Source organism: Paenibacillus amylolyticus (assembly GCF_047302515.1).
GTDB classification, from domain to species: domain Bacteria; phylum Bacillota; class Bacilli; order Paenibacillales; family Paenibacillaceae; genus Paenibacillus; species Paenibacillus amylolyticus_G.
The window spans coordinates 4,813,406-4,832,633 of the sequence record NZ_CP168019.1; the positions used below are offsets into that span (position 1 = coordinate 4,813,406).

The following is a 19,228-nucleotide window of genomic DNA, read 5'->3' on the forward strand; positions in this document are numbered from 1 at the left end:
ACAAGGTAACATAGTAAAAAAACGTATCTCCATTACATATGTATGGAAGATACGTTTTTTTAAACCACATACAATTACCCTTTGCTTACCGCCGTCTCCATCTGCCCTTCCCGGCTTGCGTGGCATCGTTTAAATGGCAATGATGAGTAGAGCCTTGAAATACAACCCCTATGCACTATTAAACGTCAATTTCCTGAACCTATGTGAGATGCCAATATCCTTAAGAGATAACGATTTCTCTCGCCGCAAAGAGTTCATCCGACTTGGCTACCCTACCTCTTAATGCGGTACCTGTGCGCTAAAATCATCACGACTGGAACGATCCGCATGGTAGAATACCACGTCTCCATCTCGCAAAGCAAAGCTATTCCCGTAACTGTCTTCCACCTGACGCTGGAAGCCCTCTAGCAGCCATTGGTTCATCAGCGGCGCGTGAATGTATTGCAAATGCGGTGCCGCCAGATTCCCCTCCCGGATCGATTCGAGGTCGAAGTTCACAACAATATAACCATCCTTCAAAAAGATCGGTGACTTTGCATCCAAACCACCATGGGTCCGCCCGTACTCGGCCAGATTAGTCCCTGCCTGCACGACATACGGTTCCGCAGGCAAACTATACTCGCCGTACCATTGCTGAATGGCCGCATTGGCACGCAGTACATCAGCACTAGCGGTAGTGGGAATGTTCGTTTTGGGACCGATAAACGTCCGCAGCTGCTCTGGCATCAGCAGCAGGCTATACCCACCTACCGGAGTTTTCATCTTCGTATATTTCTCCCGATAATAGTCCTGATACGACCGCTCACTCATCATCCCCGGATGAATTTCGCCATATCGGTTGTATTTGTATGTTGCGGTATCCCGTAGCTGTTCTGACGGTACCTGACGCAACCGATCATTCAGAATTACGAACCGCTTCACTTGGTCCTCGGCCGAGCCGATGCGGATAAAGTTGCGCTGATTCGTGGAGTAATACAAATCCACCGGCACGCGCGTTTTCCCGTCCTTGCTCACAAAATCAAAGGTCGGGGTCAGGCGAATGCCGTCCCTCGGACCAAACATATTGCCTTTCGTTTTAAAATCGAATTTGAAGTGATATCCTGTCTTTACCGCTACATTCTGGTATCCTTGCAGCGGATGACTACCCGGTCGAATCGGTACGGTAAACTGTGGTTTGTTGCCTCGCTTGTCCCCATCGATATCCTGCGTACCTGTCCAGTAACTGATCCAAGTCGGCGCAATGCTTCCCTTAAAACGGCGGAAGACCAGTTCCCAGTTATAGTCTGCAATGTCCGTAATCTGAAAATCATACAATCGGCCGATGACCTCCACAGATACTTCGTCACTTGCTAGGTGGTAGGTCAGGTCTGTGTTCGCGTCCGGCTGAGCATTACTTCTGGACATCGATTCAAAGTCGGCAGGTGCATTTTCGGCAATATTGCGAAACTCCACCTGATAATCTCCTTCATCGACCCACACGGGAAGATAGAAGGTCGTGTCCAGTACATACACCGGAATATCAATCCACGTATCCCGAGGATAAAACTGCGTCCGGTCGGTACTGTACACGTCAAACGGAAACCGCACCTGTTTGATACGATAATACTTGGCATAATCCCGGTTTCCATACCCTGGATACGAGTTGACATCCAAATGCTGTCCACTGGTGGGAATGCGCACAGTGAACGGACGCTCCAAAATAAGGGCAGAGCGATTCATATTGGGTGTCGTTTTCTGATTATGCGGCTGGTCATCCGAAACCAGCGAGTAGTTCACGACTGGCGTGTGCACAGTGACAGTGTTGATGCCATAGATATCATATTCCAGTTCTTCCTCTTCGGCATCGATACTGCCATCGGCTAAGATATAATTAATAAGTCCTTTGCTAGTAGTGTCCTTCTTGTTGGTCTTTCCGATCGGGATATAATGATACGGGCTGTACAGCACATCTTTCCCAATCTGTACTGGCGCCGGAATCTGTTCAGGCTGCGGTCCTTCTTTCGCGGTCCGTAGCTTGTTCATGATCGTTTGACCCTTGAACACGAGAGAGTCGTTTTCGACCTCGACATCCGGAACTGCGGCCTCCGCTACATCCTGCAAATTCTCCTGATCTGGAGAGGGTCGGCTGTTTCCACCCGACTTGGTACGTGATGGTCCTTGCTGCGTGCCCGGCTGGGGTGGCGGATATAGATTGCCGGTCTCTTCAGCCTGGAACTCTGGCGGCGTGTACCCTTCTGGTGTAATCGTAATCTGTTCACCATTGAAAGCGTAGTTGATCAACGTGGCTTCCTGAATGTTGTATACACTCAGCTCATCAATTGTCCAGTACGCGTATGGCCGAACGACCTGGTATTGGCTGGGTACGACTTCAGTATCACTCTTTGGCGTTCGAACCGTTTGGCTGTTTCCTTCCGCATCAGTGGTCGTACTTTCCTCCGTCCAAGTCAATGTCCATGTTTGTTCTACATTGACCGTATATGTACATGTACCTGTCATCTGTACAAATTGGTTCTGAAACAAATAATCTCGGCTGAAGACATTGCCGTACAAGCTTTCTGATGTAGGAATGCCCTTCAGCACATCAAATGGTTCACTGCCACGCTGATCCGCTTTGATTATGCCAGTGACAACCGGGTCCATGTACTTGCCTTCCAGCGTGCGTCCCGGCTGCGGCGGCGTACACACGTTGTTCGGAATTTCTGGCGTTCCATCGTTCTTCAGCTTATAGTAGAAATACACGTAGTACACAGGGTACTTCCCGTTGTACGTAAATTTCCCAGGATCTCCAGAACTCCTTGATCCACCGCTCGGCGCGGCCACGGTGCTTTTTTTGTAGCCCTCGTAGGTGTACTTCTCTCCAGGAGCGGTATGGGCAAAGTTATATTCCTTGTCCTTCTCCAGCTTCACTTCCTTATCTGTAAACCCATCCATACCATCCAAGCTTTGGCCTGTCGTGGTCCAGTGTTTGATTACGGCCTGTCCTTCAGTCGGTTCGAGTTCGATCGTGAAAAGCGTTGGGAAGTAATAACGGTATCCTTCCACATTTGGATGAAATACTTGATTATTCTTATCTATTTCCTCCTGCTTCCTGTCAATTGGGTTAAGTACTGCTTCAAGTTTTCCGGGATCTACATAAAGAGGTATAAAAGCTTCATTTGTCCCTTTTCCTGTCCAAGACCCTTTATTTAATGAATACTGTGTAGATGCAGAATTCTTGTAGTAGTCCAATGGATTTTGAGACAATTCGCCAGTTCTTGAAGCATTAAATGTGTTTACTGCATTATCCCATTTGAAATTAAAAACCTCTGCTTTTACATCTTTAATTTTCCTATTGGAATTAAAAGTGAAAGTATAATCAAAGCCGTCAACTCTATATGATTGACCTGGTTTTTTGTTGTCAGTCCAAGTCCCATCGGCCTTTTTCCAAACTTCGAAATATACCATACCAACAAAATAGTATATATTAGGTGCTTTAACAGGATCGTTGTACATTCTTGAGACACCAATGGCGTTAGCTTCTCCAGGGCGGAACATAAAGATAGTAAGGAAGGAAGATAAAATAAGCACCATACTTAGTAAGGGCGTAATTATTTTTCTGATCACGGTAATCCTCTCCTTACTTGAACGGGTTAACTATAGCCACACCATAATCCTCTAGCTCTGCAGCAGAAAATAAGATATAGTCGGCTTGCCTAAACTTGAATTTTGTATAGTCATATCCATCAATGTACTTTCGGTTTTGAAATTTATCTGTGCTACTATTTTCCGGATAATAGTTCAATCCAGTTTGATCATTATTATTTACAAAGGCATTTTCTACATGGCTACGTACCTTTGCAAATTCATTTTTCACTAACAATTGAATCGTTGTTCCTCTCTGAGAACTTCTAATTTCAATGTAGTTTCCCGCCGACCGTTTGACCAGTTCTAAACTGTATATCACTTGACCGTTAGCCAATCTGAGAGGAAGGTCACTCTCTTTAATGACTTTAATTCCATTAAACTTTTCATCTTTGATGTTGTTGAAAACGTAGTTCGACTTTTCGTATGCTTTGAAATCACTCAGGGATTTCAGCTTAAAATCCTTATCATCCGTACTCCGAAAGTCTTTGTTACCGATCCAGACCCAGCGACCAATCTTGTCCCATTCCACTTTTTGGCCCAGTCCTTCACTCACCAGACGCAGCGGAACGAATGTCCTATTCTGTTTCAGAATAATCTGTGTGCCATAGTCTTTCTTCTGGCCGTCTACCAGGGCTTTTGTTTGGCCAATCGTCATATCCACCTTATGGTCTTTACCAACAATACCTACATGGGACACTTTCCCGGTCTTCGCATACGTCACCTTTGCGCCAAGGGCTTCAGACACAAATCGGATTGGCACCATCACACTACCTTGACTATCCTGAAACGGCTTCGCATCTGGAAATTTCATTTTCACAGTGTTTAATAGTACCTCGACTTGCTTTGGTGTGCTTGCAGCTGCAACCGATTCCGTTCCTGATCCCATCAAGCTTACCGTCAATATACCTGCTAATAGCGTTAATATCAGTTTCTTCATTTTCTAAATCCCTCTACTTTCCGTATGTACTTCTTATTACTATCACTTTAAACTCTTTTCTACGTATAGGTCTTACAGATCCTAAATAAAAATCAAACTTTCCAATAATAAGAATATTTCACCACTAAAATCGCAAATGATAATAGGTAGAAGATTTAGTTTCCAGCGCGATCCGCTTCTTCCATACGATAATTATATCTTGCTAAATCCACCTGTTGATGCTCAAATTCGGCGATCCTTCTTGCCATTACAGTCAGGAATTGATCCATTTTACTTCTCATTTCTTCTGCCGCTTGACCTTTCCAATCTCCTACACTTTCCCCTATAGACTGGACGTGGGCCTTATTCGCTTTTAACAGATTCATCAAATGAGTCAGATCTTTCTCTGCTTGCATCAAATCGTACAACTCAACCAAAATTCTTCCAGACACCTTTAATCCTCCTTGTTATCCCTCGTCAGCGATTCTGAAATCTTCCGCCTTTTTATTGATATACTCTGCGATAAGATGCGCTTCCTCTTCATACCAGCGGCTAAATTGATGCAAGTCATGTGTTAGTCTGTCCATGATCGGTTCCAAAGATCGACTTCGACTCGTTTCAACCAATCGTAAGATGGAATTAATCGCTGTAGGTAGACTTGACTGAAATTCTTGCACATATTGCTCCATCTTCTGCCCCGCGGCCTTCAAATCCTCAACAGAGAGCTGTATGGTAACACCACTCGCTGCTGCTGCATATTGCCCATACACACCCAACTTCGACCCATATTTTTGTAGAAGTTGATCAAATGCTTTTTTCATGTTGTCTTGAGCTACCAAAGATTTTAAGTAAGCATCAAAACGCAGATTACCGTTTACAGGTTGTCCATCGGTAGTTGTAAATAACTTATTTGTGATAAATCCATGTTCATCAAACTGGAAATAGTTCAAATCATGAGTTTTCTGGTTACCAAATGAATTCAAAAATTTGCTTATAGGATCTTGATTCAGAAATGGGACATTGATGGGCACATAAACCACTTTATTTTCAGTCAAACCCAAAAAGCTCTTAAAAAAATTATATTCGCTGTCCTTGTCAGGTATAGATACTCTTACATAAAATCTGCTGTTGGCTTCTTCATATGTATTGTTAATAAGAAGTCCTGTTCCTACTGTTTTGCGCGCACTCATGATACCAGAGCTAACAATGTCACCAGGATGTGATATGGAATAGATCTTATCTTTATAATCACCGTTATCAATACGCTTAATGATGTCGTCCGACAATACAGGCAATATATCAGCTGGGTCATAGGTTACTGCTGATAAGTCATTTCTTGCTGCTACATACTCAGCTAATCCACCGCCTAGTGAATGCCCTGTTGTCGTAATATCTGCAGTTGGATATTCCTTCTTAACGGTTCTATACAGTTCCTCTGCCTGATAAAATTGAGTATCCTTGTACCCCTCGTTAATCACGTTTTGGTCGTACTTGCTGGGAGTACGTACTACTCCGCTCTGATGTTGATTGTATGTATTCTCAAGTTGCTTCGCTCTTCCCATAACTACGTCCAGTACATCCGTTTCCAGGTCGGGAAGTTTCTCCTTAATAGGACGACCTCCGGGCTCTGTACCTCTATAACCTATGATGATTTGATTCGTATTTTCATTACGGAATACTTCAGCGTCAAATCCGGTCTTGCTGTCATGTAAAGTGGTTTGGGGTTTTACGATTTTCCAGTCGGGGATTTCCTTATACTCATCTCCAAGTTTTAAATCGTTTATATAAACTGTTTTGGATATGAAATGATATGTTTCTTCCGTGATGTAATTTGGCATAACTATTCTCCTTTCTTTAAGGTTATAGTATACTCTAGTACATAGTTTTTTCCAAGAAAGGTTGTTATTCACTATGCTGAAATATACCTATATTACATTAGTTTTAATTATTATTGTAACTATAGTATCTGGTTGTGGGGGACTGTCCAACAAAGAGGAGAAAGTATATTACCAGAAAGCTATTCCGATTGGACAAGAATACTTCAAGAAATATTATGATGCGGAGATTGAATTCACTGATTATCAGATCCTGCTACCTATGTCATCTACAATCGTGTTAAAAGGGTATGTAAAGGACGATCCTCAAACTTCGGTATCTCTTTCGCTTTACCTCCCATCTCTAGAAATTGATTCAGAAGGTGGACCTGGTGAATTCATTCAGAAACGCAAAAGTGAAGAAGAGGTTAACTCCCAATGAAGTTCGCAACTCAAACCCTTCTACAGATCAGGATGATTAACTTTCTTAAATTATTTCATTCAGTGTTTTTAATCATAACTCTTGTACTTATTCCAACTGGCTGTGGAGGATTATCTAAAAATGAGAGACAGGCGTATTATGAAAAAGCGATTCCTGTTGGACAAAAATACTTCCACGAACATTATGATGCAGATGTCGTATTTACGGATTATGATATCAACTTACCTAATTCCTCTACCATGTTTCTTTATGGTTATGTAAAGAATGATCAAGCAATCAAGGTATCTCTATCATTAGATATACCATCTATGGAGGTTCGCTCTGGCAAAGGTCCCGAGGATTTCATAAAAAACGAAAGAGTGAGGCTGAGGTTAACTCTCAATGAAGCTCACAACTCAAACCTTTCTACAAATCAGGATGATTCGCTTACTTAAGTTATTTCATTCAGCATTCTTCATCTTAACCCTCGTACTTAAACGAGGAAGAAATTAAACCCTAGTAAAATTGCACGTTCCGCCCTACATACGATAGACAAAAAAAGCTGCCTGAATTCAGACCAACCTGAATGCAAAAGCAGCTTTTCGTGTATTATTCTACTGTCCCCGCTCAAAATACGCATGCAAACGATACTGACAAATCTCCTTCGTCCAACGATACAGTAGCGCCTTTTCCTCCGCATCCTTAACCTGCACATTCAGCGAGAACACGCCATCCTCGAATCGCGTCATGCTACCCTTCGCCCCGCTCCACATTGACATCGGCATGTCGATAATCAGTTTCTCAATCCGTGTTGCCGTCTTCTCATTCCATTCCCATAGCGCAAGTTTACCTTTGTCCGAAAAGTCCTTCCGTTTCCGGTACTCCTTCTCCGTCAGGTACGTATGGAAGAACCTTGCCATCTCTCCCGGTGTGATCGGGTCCAACCAGTTGGCTTCACCTCGCTCCAGCATGTACAGCAGCAAGATCATCTTATAGCTTTTGTTCATAAGCGTCTTCTCCACATCGCGCAGCCAATCCTCATGCCGGACGTACACCTCTCCCTCAGTCGGGGACAGCAACTCCGCCCAATAGAGAAATCCAACATAGGAGCCAAATTCGCTCCGATACCCGATACTCTTCGAACGCCCCATGAGATGCAACTCCAGATACGTCGGGATGCGCCCCAGCTCTCGTTTCAAAACCAGAAAATCCTGATGCAACTTCTCGCGGCGCGGCAGCCGTTTGCGGCTTAGCTCCTGAAGTAGGTTCACCACTCGAGTCTCCAGATGAATCCCACAGTTAGCCGGAACTTCCGGCACAGCCGAATCTCGGACCTTCGCCGTTCCCTCCAGCTCCCCGCGCACATCCAGCAAACTCAGCTTCACATCCGCATTGCGGTAATTCCCGATCAGATCGATGATGACACAATGCGATTTCCCCTCTGCCAGCCGCAGACCGCGCCCTACCTGCTGGGTGAACACGGTGAGTGACTCCGTTGGACGCACAAAGAGAAGCGTGTCTACACGCGGTATATCCGTTCCTTCATTGAACAGATCCACCGTCAACACAACCTCCAGTTCACCCGCATCAAGCTGGCGAATGGCTTCCTCCCGCGACATCTCCGATGTGCGCGAATGCAGACTGAGCACCTTCACTCCCTGACTTCGGAAATACGCAGCCAAATAGTCCGCCTGCCGGATCGATGAGCAAAATCCAATCGTTCTCGTCTGCTTGTGCCGCAGCCAGGCCGCATAGATCGTCTCCACATGCTCCTCTTGCAACTGAACAGCCATGAGCTGTTCTTCATCATACTTCGTCCCGATCCAGCGGACCTGCGAATAGTCCGTATCGTCGAATACTCCGTAATATTGAAATGGAGCCAGCCAACCTCGCCGGATCGCTTCAATAAAATGCATCTGGTACGCCACATTCCCATCACAGAGTGCATACACATCCTTGCCATCCAGTCGATCTGGGGTCGCCGTAATGCCCAGCAGGAACTTAGGCTGAAAATGCTCAATCACCGACATATACGTCTTCGCCGCCGCATGATGGAATTCGTCCACCACAATCAGATCAAAGGCATCCACCGCAAATCCATCCCGGTGCTTCTGCATACTCAGCGTAAAGATTGAAGCATACACACAATCCGCCGCCCCATCCTTGTACTGTCCGTTATAGATGCCATGACTGCGCTCGGGCATGATCCGCTGAAAAGATTTTTTCGCCTGGAACAAAATCTCTTCCCGATGCGCCACAAACAACACCCGCTTGAACCGCTGCGCGAAGAAACCCGCCAGATACGTTTTGCCAAGCCCGGTCGCCATGACGACCATCGCTTTGTCGTACTGTTCCTCCATCGTGCCATGGAGTGCTTCGAGGGCATCCAACTGAGCCAAACGCGGCTGGATCGGCGCAAGCGAGAGCTCGACGGGGGTTTCTTCATCATTTTCCTCCGGTAGCCCCGTACCGAACTCCGCTTCTTCCATCTCCGTGATCCGCTGGATCATCTCCGGGTTCTTCTGGTGATACTTTCGGTACTCTTCCTCATACAGCGCAATCGAATCCGGGTTCACCGGCAAGGTTGTCTCGTGGTAGAAGCTCTGCATGAACTTGTCCAAAGCCATCTGAAACGTATACGGTTCCGCCTCCGCATTCATCGCGAGATTCCATTCATACCCCGTCTTGAGCGCCGTGAACGAAAAGTTTGACGAACCGACGATCAGCAGTCCTTCCCCGTTGTCATGATCGAACAGATAAGCTTTGGGGTGAAAAGAAGTGCCCATACTTCGCCACAGCCGTGTCTCAATTCGTGAGTCAACCTCACAGAGCGCCCGCAAACCTTCTGGCTGTGTGATATACAGATAGTCTCCCGCGAGCATCCGTACCTCTGCTCCACGTTCTGCCGCCCGCTTCAAGTGCGGGGCCAACAGCTTCACACCAGACTGCATTATAAAGGAAGTCATAATATAAATCCCGGATGCATGCTGCATCCGGGAAATGAGTTCGTCTGCCAAGTTATCTGTAATGAGTTTAACGTTAAGCTTCGTCGACATCGATCAGATACACTCTCTCCTGAAATCCACCGCGTGCCTCAGCCTTATCCGCCCGTAGCTTATCCAACTGAGCCGCATTCGCTCCATGCACCTCAGCCAGCGCCCGAATCACTTCGAGCATGTCGGCTAGTTCATCCAACGCTTCCTGATCGCTTCCTGCACTCATGTATTCTTCCGATTCTTCACTCAGCTTCGTTCGCAATTCTTGCTTATACTCCTCCGGGTCCAGAATACGTGTACGGCATTCCTTACCACTGGAAGTGATAATATGCGGAATCTTGTCCCGCACCAATTTGTTGTATGTAGGCATGTGGTATAACATCCTTTCTGCTTTGGAGGTTTTCCAGCTTTGCGCCAGAATCTCCCTTTTTGCCATTATACCATTTGCCATGGAGAGCGATGGGTTGATTTTGTAAAGTGGTTGGGATGGAATGAGGAGATAAAAATAACCCATGACTACTCGTATTCGAGTTGAAATGGGCTTTCTGCCATTATTAATGTCTATTTTTCTGCATCAAACTCTGGTTCAGAAGGATTTTAAGCCAACAGTTTTGAGACAATAACATTCGTATCCATCATTTCTTTATCAATCTCGACCAAGCAAGTGTCATCATCCATAGCTGGTTCATAACCGATTCTAACCTTCTCAATTGCATACTTGTTCTTAATATCAAGAATATACTCTATTAACTTCTGAGCTTTTAACGTTGTCTCTGAATTTTCTCCGCTGAACAACTCCTCTTCAGGAAAATTCATAACGATATCTCCAGATTCCTCATCGAATGAAAATACAATCATCACGTCGTTATAGGTATGACCTAGGTTAAGCTGAGATAATAATATATTCCCCGTTCCCTTAGGAGAAAGAATCTCTTCAAGGCTCTCTATTTGCTGAAATTCAATATCGTTCTCACTACGGTTATCATAAAAGTGAGAACTTTTGATCTGATCCGCCTGAATGTTCAAATCATTCTTAATGAATCGATCCAGATTATTTTTGTTAAAATCAATTAAAATGATTTCTAAACTTTGCACAATACAGACCCTCTTACATCAGGTAATTCTTCATATCACATTAATTCGGTATTGTAGGCGGATGTAGTTGCTTATGTTCCAACCCAAACCATTGCTCAATATGATTACATAACAATGGAATGTCTTGAATGGCTTGCTCACAGATTTCTTTATATGAATCTTGAAGCACTTCCTCAAGTTCCAAATTCACTTGATATGCCTCAGTTTGTTTAGCATGGTGCACATCCGCTGGCTCAATGACATAATTTTGATTTTTGGTTAAAGGACTTACATAGATCATCCACTCAAGGTTTCCCTTAAAGTGCTGAATACAATGCTTTAATTCCTCGTAAAGCTGATCAGCGTTATGGAATCTAAAATAAAAACCCGCAGGTTTCTCATATATCCGATTCGGATTATACATCTCTGTTCTATTCCATTCATACGAACCTAATTTGGCCAAGGTATACGCCATAAGTTCCGGCATAAGCACCTCTTCTTTACTTTTCATGTAAATACTTTTTGACACTTTATCCACCTCATTTGAGAGTACGTTTACTTACTACAATATCACCATTGTTCTGTCTACTCACTGTATCCATGTATTCCTTTACAGGAACGGGATCACTAGTCAGACGAGGATCATATATATATTTGCCATCAGAATATACAGTATGGTAAACGTATGATTTCATCTCCCCATACTCTTTAACTTGGATATCCTTTAATTCTGTCCTCGATTTAATCGTGAAAATCTCGCCTCTCCCACCTGCCGCATGAGCTAAATCATCTGCAATTTCCGAACAATCGTACGCTAGCTCTTTTTTGTAAAATTTCGACTTCGATTCCATCGTATTTAGAACTGCCGAATTCCCTATTACAGTAGTCGATTCCTTGGTTAATTTAGTTCCATGTTCAGGCGTGGGACTTTTATTAGAAGAAGTCCTCTCTCTCACACCATCTAACCTAGATTTTGATAGAACTGATCCATCTTTCGGAACCTTATAACCCCTATTATACGTTCCTGTAAAAGCCAACACGAGCTTAGCAGTCTGTAAACCTCCAATAGAAACTGCTGCTTGCCATGCAGGTATGGATTCTCCAGTTACGGGATGATGACCTTCCTTAAATGCGCTGATCTGTTCATCATATATATCTCCCCCACTAGACACCGGTTGCTTAGGCCCAGCCCTCATTTCCTCATAGGTACCACCCTGTTCCCAATACTTAACAAACTCCTTTTGCCCTGGCATCCCATCCTCTGCTTCACTGGCAGGCATGTTAACTCCAAACAAAGGGTTATATACCATTCGTCGTTGTTCTTCTGTGTTACTTATATTATGGTTCATCATTGTATGGACAGCAATCTGTCCAGCAACGGCTCCCAAGCTCACCTGTTCCTGATCTGCTTGTTCGAATCTCTCAGCAATCGCGAACAGATCTTGGGATGACTTAACCATACTTTCCAGTGCTCGATCAAGTACTGAACGTGACTGCTGAAAATCATAGAAAAATCGTTCTTGTGTTGCTCCCGCCCACTGAGACTGGATGAATCCGATCCGTGCGGTCAGGTCATTACGTATACCCTCCAACTGCTGCCTACCCTGCTCGATCTGTCTGGATACATACAACAGTTGCTCTGGTGTCACTTTAATTGTACTCATATCATTCTCCGCGTTTGAAATAGGATTTTACCATGTTAGCAGAAGCTTGATGTATATACATCCTTCTAACATCCTAATCTTTCCTTTCTCACCATAACAATATTTCCAACAACGTACTTCATAGGTCCTAATTCAAAGGAAATCTTCTTAATCTCTTGATTTAATAGAAAATAATTAACAAACACACCAACGGGCACGCCGTCAACAATGCCGCTGTAAAACTGATCTGTGCCGCGACTCGTCCTCCGGTAAACTCTTGCCGTGAAAAGAACATCCAGATCGAGAGGTACGTAGCGCCTAGTGGGAATGAAATTATCCCGCTAAACGTACTCGGTTCCATATACCCAGTCATCATGCTTTTACCAATTAGGATTAGAGTAACCAATTCCAATATAGATAATATGAAAAACGCGATAGCAATTACTCTTTTCAAAATGTACACCTACTTTCCAGACGCAAAGCAAAGAGCATCCTCTGTATTCTCTGCATCATATATCCTTTATTTGGATGATGTCATTTTGTAAGCGTAACACAGATAAATCAAATTTAACCCAAATGATCAATAAAAAAAAACATCTTAATCTGATAAATCATCCTTCATTCGAGTGGCTAACTCGTCCAATATCTCTTCTGTTCGTTGAAGAAGCATATCGATGTTGTTCAGCTCTAGTGGCTGGTTATGTGGGTGATCCTCTAAGGATGACAGATGTTGCATCGTGCCAATGAACAAAGCAATATCCAACCCGGATTCAGTGTCTGTATGCACTAGAGGCAAGATTTCGTTCATGGTGAGTTCCTTGGGTGGATGAACTGAATGATACTTATAGATATACAACGCCCTGATCGTGGAGGCTAGAGCCCAATCACATAGAATAAGGCAGGCTTTGAACTGATTGTGATTACGCATGATGGCGGCAAGTTTGAGATGATACTTAGCATGTTGGTGATAGTCCATTATTGTAGTACGTAACATGTGGTAAACCGAAGTATTTGTTGACTTGGGTTGTATAGAATTATCATGGTCTTGCGAACGTGGAGTAAAGTCTACTTGGTGATTACAATGTGCTTCGATTGTGGACCAATTATTTGCCATTGTCATCCCTCCAAAGAGTTAATACCAGTATTATACAATAAAATAAATACCCAAAGATATAATTCACAAAAATTATACGATCTAAATGGTCGTGTTTAGCACCTATAATCTTGTCTACACTTTTACATATAGGGGGTGCATAGTGTGGAAGATAGAAAAATTTTAAAATTAGTCGGAGCACGAATTAAAGTTTTAAGGAAAGATAAGGGACTATCACAGGAGGCACTTGGAGAAAAAGGTGGATTCCATTTTACATACATTGGACAAGTTGAACGTGGAGAAAAGAATGTTTCTTTAATTAATCTTGGTAAAATAGCAGAGGCGTTGGAGGTCAATGTCTCTCAACTTTTTGCCTATGTAAATGATGAAATTGAGTTTACTGAGACAGATATAATGATTCAAGAGATAGTGGATATGTTGAGAGAAACCTCTCCAAGTAGAATCCGTTTATCCAGAACTATTATAAGAGAGTTACTTAACGAATCCAGAGAAGACTAACATAAAAAGCAAAGCATTTAACACAAGCTTTGCTTTTTATTTAGAGGAAAATTTATAGAGAATTCTCACCAGTTTTATTTATATTTTCTTTACTATTTTTAGTCCCAAGTCCAAGGGCATTTGATACATGACCCGCTATAACTGCAAATAATGTTAATTCAACAAGTTTATTTTGTGTATAATGCAAAAATTGTAATACTTTTAAATGAGGATAACTCATCACAGCATGTTGCATATTACTATAAAATTCCGTTGTAGGAATTGGAACAGCAAAATGCAAACAAAAGGAATAATAAAAAGATTTAATGTAATAAAAAAACATTTTTGAGACATCATTATTATTTGCATGGTTCACAAAATCATTGGAATCAATCGTCTCAGCGAATGATAAATATAAAAATGAAAAAACTGCATCTGGAAGTATTAGAGCAACCAATGAAAATAGAAGTAACAACATAATTTAATATTGAGACTTATTGACTAGCATTTCATTCTTTGCGATTTTAAATAAGGCTTCAAAAACATAAAATACTAGAATTAACGAAAAAAGAGCTACTAAAAGAGTCTTTATTAAGTTCAAATTTATATATTTTGTTAGAGATATGAGAAAAAAACTAGTTGGATAGGTCTCAATTAAGTTTATTAAAAATGCGAAATAAACAGAGAACAAAAGCAAAACAAGAATTAAACTCAAAAAAAGCATTACTAATACAGAAAGATAATTACCCAATTTCATTTTACCGTTCACGAATTGATGTAGCTTAATGAGCAGATACAATGCAGCAAAAAATGTTCCTATTGTGACTAAAAGAAAAAATGTCTCCAAAGTGTACATAATCATAGGTAACAGAACAACTAGATTTAAAAAGCAATATGCTATCCAAGATTCTAGTCTATTAGGAATCACTCTGCGGAGTTGCACAGCTAGGACTATAGCCGTAGAACATGTGACTATAATCTTTGTATTTTAATCATTGGAAAATAAAAATACAAGAATATTAAATATATGTGGAATACAGAGCATAACTAGATATGTAATATTGATTTTCATAATTTTATCCTTCCTTTTTAATTCAAACAATACACTTATTCGCCACCGCCACCATCTTCGCAGGCATCTCTTCCCGCAGTCGCCATACAAAGCTCATCGGTTTGTTCCCCTCATAGCTCACATAATCCGCTTCCCCCAAGAAGACAAATGGAGACGTATAGCCGTGCTCCTCCTTATACTCCAGCACGAACAGCGCGATCCGGTTACCTGTCTCGCGATGATGAATATACCTCTGCGCAGTAGCCGTATGCTCTGATACCCTGCTCTGTGTCTGCCAGTGGAATAAACGCTCGTTGATCGCATAATCCTCATACAGCGTAGATGGAGAGAAATCTTTGTCCGATTTGTTCAATGTAATGAAGAAGATATCGGTCTGTTCGTCTGCAAAATACTTCACCCCTTCACGGAAGGCGGGTGATTGCTCAGCGTTCCAATAACCGAAGGCGGCAAGCACTTGGTCGATGGAGTACAGACAGTGGATATCCAGTGGACAAGTGTACGGGAACGAATTGCTTTTATCCACAAATCGCAGATGAGCCAGATTATATTTAAAAATATCCACAAGTTCTGCTCGGAATGCTTCACAAGACAGCACACGCTGCACACCCTCTTCGATGCTGGTCAGTCCTAGCTTCTCGGGCGCAGCTCGATGGAAGGTGTAATAGAACATAATCAACATGCGCCGTTCATCGGCGGTCGCGGTTTCTTTACCTTTTTCAATATAGTCAATCAGGAACGTCAGCCAGCTTCGGGAGTTAATTGTCAGCACAGATGGCAGTCTGCGGATGTACTCCTCGTGTTCACCCTCGATAGGTGCTGTTAATCCTGCTTCGGCCAACATGCCACGGAAATACCTTTTCCCCGTACGTCCACCATACAATTCATATAGTGTCATCCCGTGATGCTCTACAAAATGAGTCAAGGTCAGCGGGAGCCCGGTGTCTTGTTGGAACGTTTGCAGCTTCTGGATCAACGCTCTGCGATTACGACTCATCTGCTTGAGATTGCGCATGACGTATTCCTTCGCTTGTTTCTCTAATTGAATGAACGTGCCGCGTGGCAGGTTCGAGAAGCCGTTCTCGACGCAGTATGAGATGGAATGTTTGGTGGCGCCGATCAGGGCGCGGAATTTATCTTGGAACCTGTACTCCTGGTGCGCTTGCCCGATGAAGTCGAGCACGGTCAGGCACTCTTTGCCCTCCGCCATCCGTAGTCCACGTCCCAACTGTTGCAGGAATACGGTCAGACTCTCGGTAGGACGCAGGAACAGGATGGTGTTCACCTCAGGGATATCCACGCCCTCATTGTACAGATCAACGACAAAGATCATGCGCAGTTCCCCATTCACCAGCTGCCCTTTCGCAGAATGGCGTTCCTGTTCGCTCGACCCACCATGCAGGGCCATGGATGGAATGCCGGCTTCGTTAAATATTTTTGCCATATACATTGCATGATCCACCCCTACGCAGAAACCAAGCCCCTTCACATCGTCCAGATCGGTTACGTATTTGTTCAGACTTTGGATGATCTGGTTGGCACGGATTTTGTTATGAGTGTAGAGCTTCTCCAGTTCGTTCAGGTCGTAGCCTTTACGCGACCACTTCACCTGGGATAGATCGACAGTATCGGTGACGCCAAAATATTGAAAAGGACTCAGCAGCTTCCGGTCAATTGCATCGGTTAGACGGATCTCGGCGGCAATCGTATGATCGAAGTAGGCGGTAATGTCTTTGCCATCCATCCGTTCAGGCGTCGCGGTGAGTCCCAACAAAATCTTCGGTTCGTACTGGGACAACAGCTTCTGGTATGAAGGAGCAGCCGCATGATGGAATTCATCCACAATGATGTAATCGTAATAGTCTGGGCTAGTGATCTCCGTCAGCTTCATGGAGTTAAGACTCTGAATGCTAACAAACAAGTGGTCCAGCGCCTCTGCTCGGTAATTCCCCACATGCAGCTCGCCAAAGTTCATATCCTTCAGGATATACCGGAACGTATCCCGGCTTTGCTTCAAGATCTCTTCCCGATGGGCGACAAAAAGCAGCTTGGCTCCTGCATGGCTTGCCCGGAATCGCTTGTAGTCGAAGGCAGAGATGACCGTTTTGCCAACACCTGTGGCGGCGACGATCAGATTGCGGGTTCGTCCATACAGCGTACGCTCGGCGTGAAGCTGTTCCAGCACTTCTTTTTGATAATCGTAAGGCTGAATGTCGAGGTGGAAGTGGTTGGACTGATCTTTTTTACGATTCAGAGCCGCCTTCAACTGTGCCTCATGCCATTCATCCTCAGCCACATATCGCGTAAATTCACGGTCATTCCAGTAACTCTCGAAGGTCGTTTCAATCTTGCGTAGCACGTCGAGTGAATCCTTCTCCGTCACCTTGAGGTTCCACTCCATACCACTGGTCAGCGCCGGGTTGGATAGGTTGGAAGAGCCGACATAGGCTGTAGTGAATCCAGTATCGCGGTGAAAAATGTACGTTTTGGCGTGTAGCCGAGTCACTTTGGTATCATACGAAATCTGGATCTCTGTGTTAGGTAATTTGCTGAGTTCAGTAATGGCCTTCAGGTCTGTTGCTTCCATGTATGTAGTTGTGATGATCCGCAGCTTGCCACCGCTCGCTGTGAATAGTTGAAGCTGTTCCAGAAGTAGTCGAAGCCCGCTGAATTTGATAAACGCAACCAGCCAATCGATCCGATCGGCGGTCACGATCTCCTTTTGCAGCTCCAGTAACATACTCGGCTCGGACTTCGCACCTGTGAACAAAGAGCTTTGGGAGATCGGCGTATCTGGACGAACGATCTTGGTATCCCGGACCGCACGAATGCTGTTCAGCTTGGAATACACATGGGTCAACACTTCCCCCTGCTCATCCAGTTGCAATTCGTTGTACTCTTCTTCCCCCAGTGTGCCTTTAAGGCTAGCAATAATCTCATTACACGTTCGGATCTGCGCCAACACTGCTGTCTTATCTTCCGTCTGTTCCCATACAATCTTGAGCGCTCACCGGGTCACCGCCGCCAAATACGTGAACAGCAGTTTACGTGCTTCCTCTGCATCCAGCTTCTCAGTCCCAATGTTATACACATCCGGGTCCAGCGCCGAAATCTCATGCCTGGTGATTGTGTTGATAAGCTGTTCATATATGCCTTGTTTCATGAATGTACCTCGTGTGGGTGTAGGATGGTTGTGGATATGTAAGTGATTCAGCTAATGATGGAATAGGTAAAATGTTCTCTACTCTATTATCGTCCAGTATGGGGATATTTTCATTAGTATTAGTTGTTCGAATATAAGAGAAAGGAGCACTCTCTATTGCCTATGAACGGCAGGAGCACTCTTCTTCATCATTCATACCTTGGATTCAAAGCATCTCTCCAAACGTCATCATCCACGAAATCAACCTTTTTCTCACTAAAATAAGTTTGGGTTCCTTGCTCCAAATCATTCAAGATTTGGGGCCAATCCTTTTCGTTAGTCTCCTTGGATTCAAAATCCCCAACAATGTTCAGCCATCGCTGATTTAACTGTTGATACTCCTCGATCCTGGCTTTAAGTTCAGGTGTTACAGGATAACTGGTTATGTCCAGTCTCTCGAACGTCATTCGCATGCGATGAAGTGTAGGTGGCATTACATCATCTTGACCTAGATCGTTTGTGAATAAAGATGCGGGTTTTACCAGCCAATTGGCTTCTTCACTGAAATTTAGATTCATCAAGTTATACTTATCTATAATCTGCGTCATATTTGTAAAGTTGTAATAGAGCTGGCTGGCTTGTTCTCCATCCTCAACCATCTCGTTTGTTATTTTCTCATTCTTAAGTATTCGGTCAAATAAAATATCATTATTTATGATCGCACTCTTCATATCAACGAGATCTTGGCGGACATTCATCGTTAGGTACTGTTCATACATTCTTTTTTCTTTATAAAAACTATAGGTTAGAACAAGTAAAAATACAAAGCCAATGCAGCATCCAATCATTACAAATCGTTTCTTTAAAATCATAGCAATTTGTTCTCCTAGGTTTTTAATAGTAAGAAGCACCTCTACATTTGTCTGGTAGAAGTGCCT

General features: G+C 43.6%; 16 protein-coding genes and 1 pseudogene. 3 read left to right on the top strand and 14 right to left on the bottom strand.

The window, feature by feature from the left end:
* Positions 1 to 279 precede the first annotated feature (279 nt).
* The 4 genes from ACDJ59_RS21015 to ACDJ59_RS21030 form a co-directional block, all read right to left on the bottom strand.
* Positions 280 to 3,603 (bottom strand): DUF5704 domain-containing protein, encoded by a 3,324-nt coding sequence (locus tag ACDJ59_RS21015; protein ID WP_413405475.1) that lies wholly within the window; start codon positions 3,601 to 3,603, stop codon positions 280 to 282.
* A gap of 13 nt (positions 3,604 to 3,616) precedes the next feature.
* Positions 3,617 to 4,561: a copper amine oxidase N-terminal domain-containing protein gene (locus ACDJ59_RS21020; RefSeq protein ID WP_413405477.1), complete on the bottom strand. Its 945-nt coding sequence runs from the start codon at positions 4,559 to 4,561 to the stop codon at positions 3,617 to 3,619.
* A 155-nt stretch (positions 4,562 to 4,716) separates the two neighbouring features.
* Positions 4,717 to 4,992 (bottom strand): hypothetical protein, encoded by a 276-nt coding sequence (locus tag ACDJ59_RS21025; RefSeq protein ID WP_413405479.1) that lies wholly within the window; start codon positions 4,990 to 4,992, stop codon positions 4,717 to 4,719.
* A 15-nt stretch (positions 4,993 to 5,007) separates the two neighbouring features.
* Complete coding sequence (locus tag ACDJ59_RS21030) at positions 5,008 to 6,378, bottom strand: lipase family protein (protein ID WP_413405481.1); 1,371 nt, start codon at positions 6,376 to 6,378, stop codon at positions 5,008 to 5,010.
* A gap of 73 nt (positions 6,379 to 6,451) precedes the next feature.
* On the opposite strand from ACDJ59_RS21030, the gene ACDJ59_RS21035 reads away from it, so the two are divergent.
* Positions 6,452 to 6,796 carry a hypothetical protein gene (locus ACDJ59_RS21035; protein WP_413405483.1) on the top strand — a complete coding sequence of 115 codons (345 nt, stop codon included), beginning with the start codon at positions 6,452 to 6,454 and terminating at the stop codon, positions 6,794 to 6,796.
* A complete protein-coding gene (locus ACDJ59_RS21040) occupies positions 6,793 to 7,230 on the top strand; it encodes a hypothetical protein (RefSeq protein WP_413405485.1) in 438 nt (145 codons plus the stop codon). Before ACDJ59_RS21035 ends, ACDJ59_RS21040 begins: the two co-directional genes overlap by 4 nt.
* Positions 7,231 to 7,389: 159 nt before the next feature.
* Here the strand turns inward: ACDJ59_RS21040 and ACDJ59_RS21045 are convergent, their stop codons facing one another.
* The 7 genes from ACDJ59_RS21045 to ACDJ59_RS21075 all read right to left on the bottom strand — a co-directional run bounded on the left by ACDJ59_RS21045 (position 7,390) and on the right by ACDJ59_RS21075 (position 13,416).
* Positions 7,390 to 9,831 (bottom strand): DEAD/DEAH box helicase family protein, encoded by a 2,442-nt coding sequence (locus ACDJ59_RS21045; RefSeq protein ID WP_413405487.1) that lies wholly within the window; start codon positions 9,829 to 9,831, stop codon positions 7,390 to 7,392.
* The gene (locus ACDJ59_RS21050) at positions 9,815 to 10,141 is read right to left on the bottom strand and encodes a phosphoribosyl-ATP pyrophosphohydrolase (protein ID WP_413405489.1); all 327 of its coding nucleotides are present in this window, start codon (positions 10,139 to 10,141) and stop codon (positions 9,815 to 9,817) included. Before ACDJ59_RS21050 ends, ACDJ59_RS21045 begins: the two co-directional genes overlap by 17 nt.
* Before the next feature lie 227 nt (positions 10,142 to 10,368).
* Complete coding sequence (locus tag ACDJ59_RS21055; RefSeq protein WP_413405491.1) at positions 10,369 to 10,866, bottom strand: hypothetical protein; 498 nt, start codon at positions 10,864 to 10,866, stop codon at positions 10,369 to 10,371.
* Between the two features lie 40 nt (positions 10,867 to 10,906).
* A complete protein-coding gene (locus ACDJ59_RS21060) occupies positions 10,907 to 11,356 on the bottom strand; it encodes a hypothetical protein (protein WP_143806533.1) in 450 nt (149 codons plus the stop codon).
* 28 nt (positions 11,357 to 11,384) lie between these two features.
* A complete protein-coding gene (locus ACDJ59_RS21065) occupies positions 11,385 to 12,509 on the bottom strand; it encodes a WXG100 family type VII secretion target (protein WP_051446974.1) in 1,125 nt (374 codons plus the stop codon).
* A gap of 160 nt (positions 12,510 to 12,669) precedes the next feature.
* Positions 12,670 to 12,864, bottom strand: coding sequence for a hypothetical protein (locus ACDJ59_RS21070; protein ID WP_366346515.1), 195 nt, complete (start codon positions 12,862 to 12,864; stop codon positions 12,670 to 12,672).
* 222 nt (positions 12,865 to 13,086) lie between these two features.
* Positions 13,087 to 13,416, bottom strand: a complete 330-nt coding sequence (locus ACDJ59_RS21075; protein ID WP_413405494.1) for a hypothetical protein — start codon at positions 13,414 to 13,416, stop codon at positions 13,087 to 13,089.
* Positions 13,417 to 13,746: 330 nt separating this feature from the next.
* On the opposite strand from ACDJ59_RS21075, the gene ACDJ59_RS21080 reads away from it, so the two are divergent.
* On the top strand, positions 13,747 to 14,100 hold the full coding sequence (locus ACDJ59_RS21080) for a helix-turn-helix domain-containing protein (protein WP_413405496.1): 354 nt from the start codon (positions 13,747 to 13,749) through the stop codon (positions 14,098 to 14,100).
* A 52-nt stretch (positions 14,101 to 14,152) separates the two neighbouring features.
* Here ACDJ59_RS21080 and ACDJ59_RS21085 read toward each other — a convergent pair whose 3' ends face one another.
* The 3 genes and pseudogenes from ACDJ59_RS21085 to ACDJ59_RS21095 form a co-directional block, all read right to left on the bottom strand.
* A complete protein-coding gene (locus ACDJ59_RS21085) occupies positions 14,153 to 14,557 on the bottom strand; it encodes a hypothetical protein (RefSeq protein WP_413405498.1) in 405 nt (134 codons plus the stop codon).
* A gap of 616 nt (positions 14,558 to 15,173) precedes the next feature.
* A pseudogene (locus ACDJ59_RS21090) lies at positions 15,174 to 18,311 on the bottom strand (DUF3427 domain-containing protein).
* A 188-nt stretch (positions 18,312 to 18,499) separates the two neighbouring features.
* Positions 18,500 to 19,162, bottom strand: coding sequence for a hypothetical protein (locus ACDJ59_RS21095; RefSeq protein ID WP_413405500.1), 663 nt, complete (start codon positions 19,160 to 19,162; stop codon positions 18,500 to 18,502).
* Positions 19,163 to 19,228: the final 66 nt, after the last annotated feature.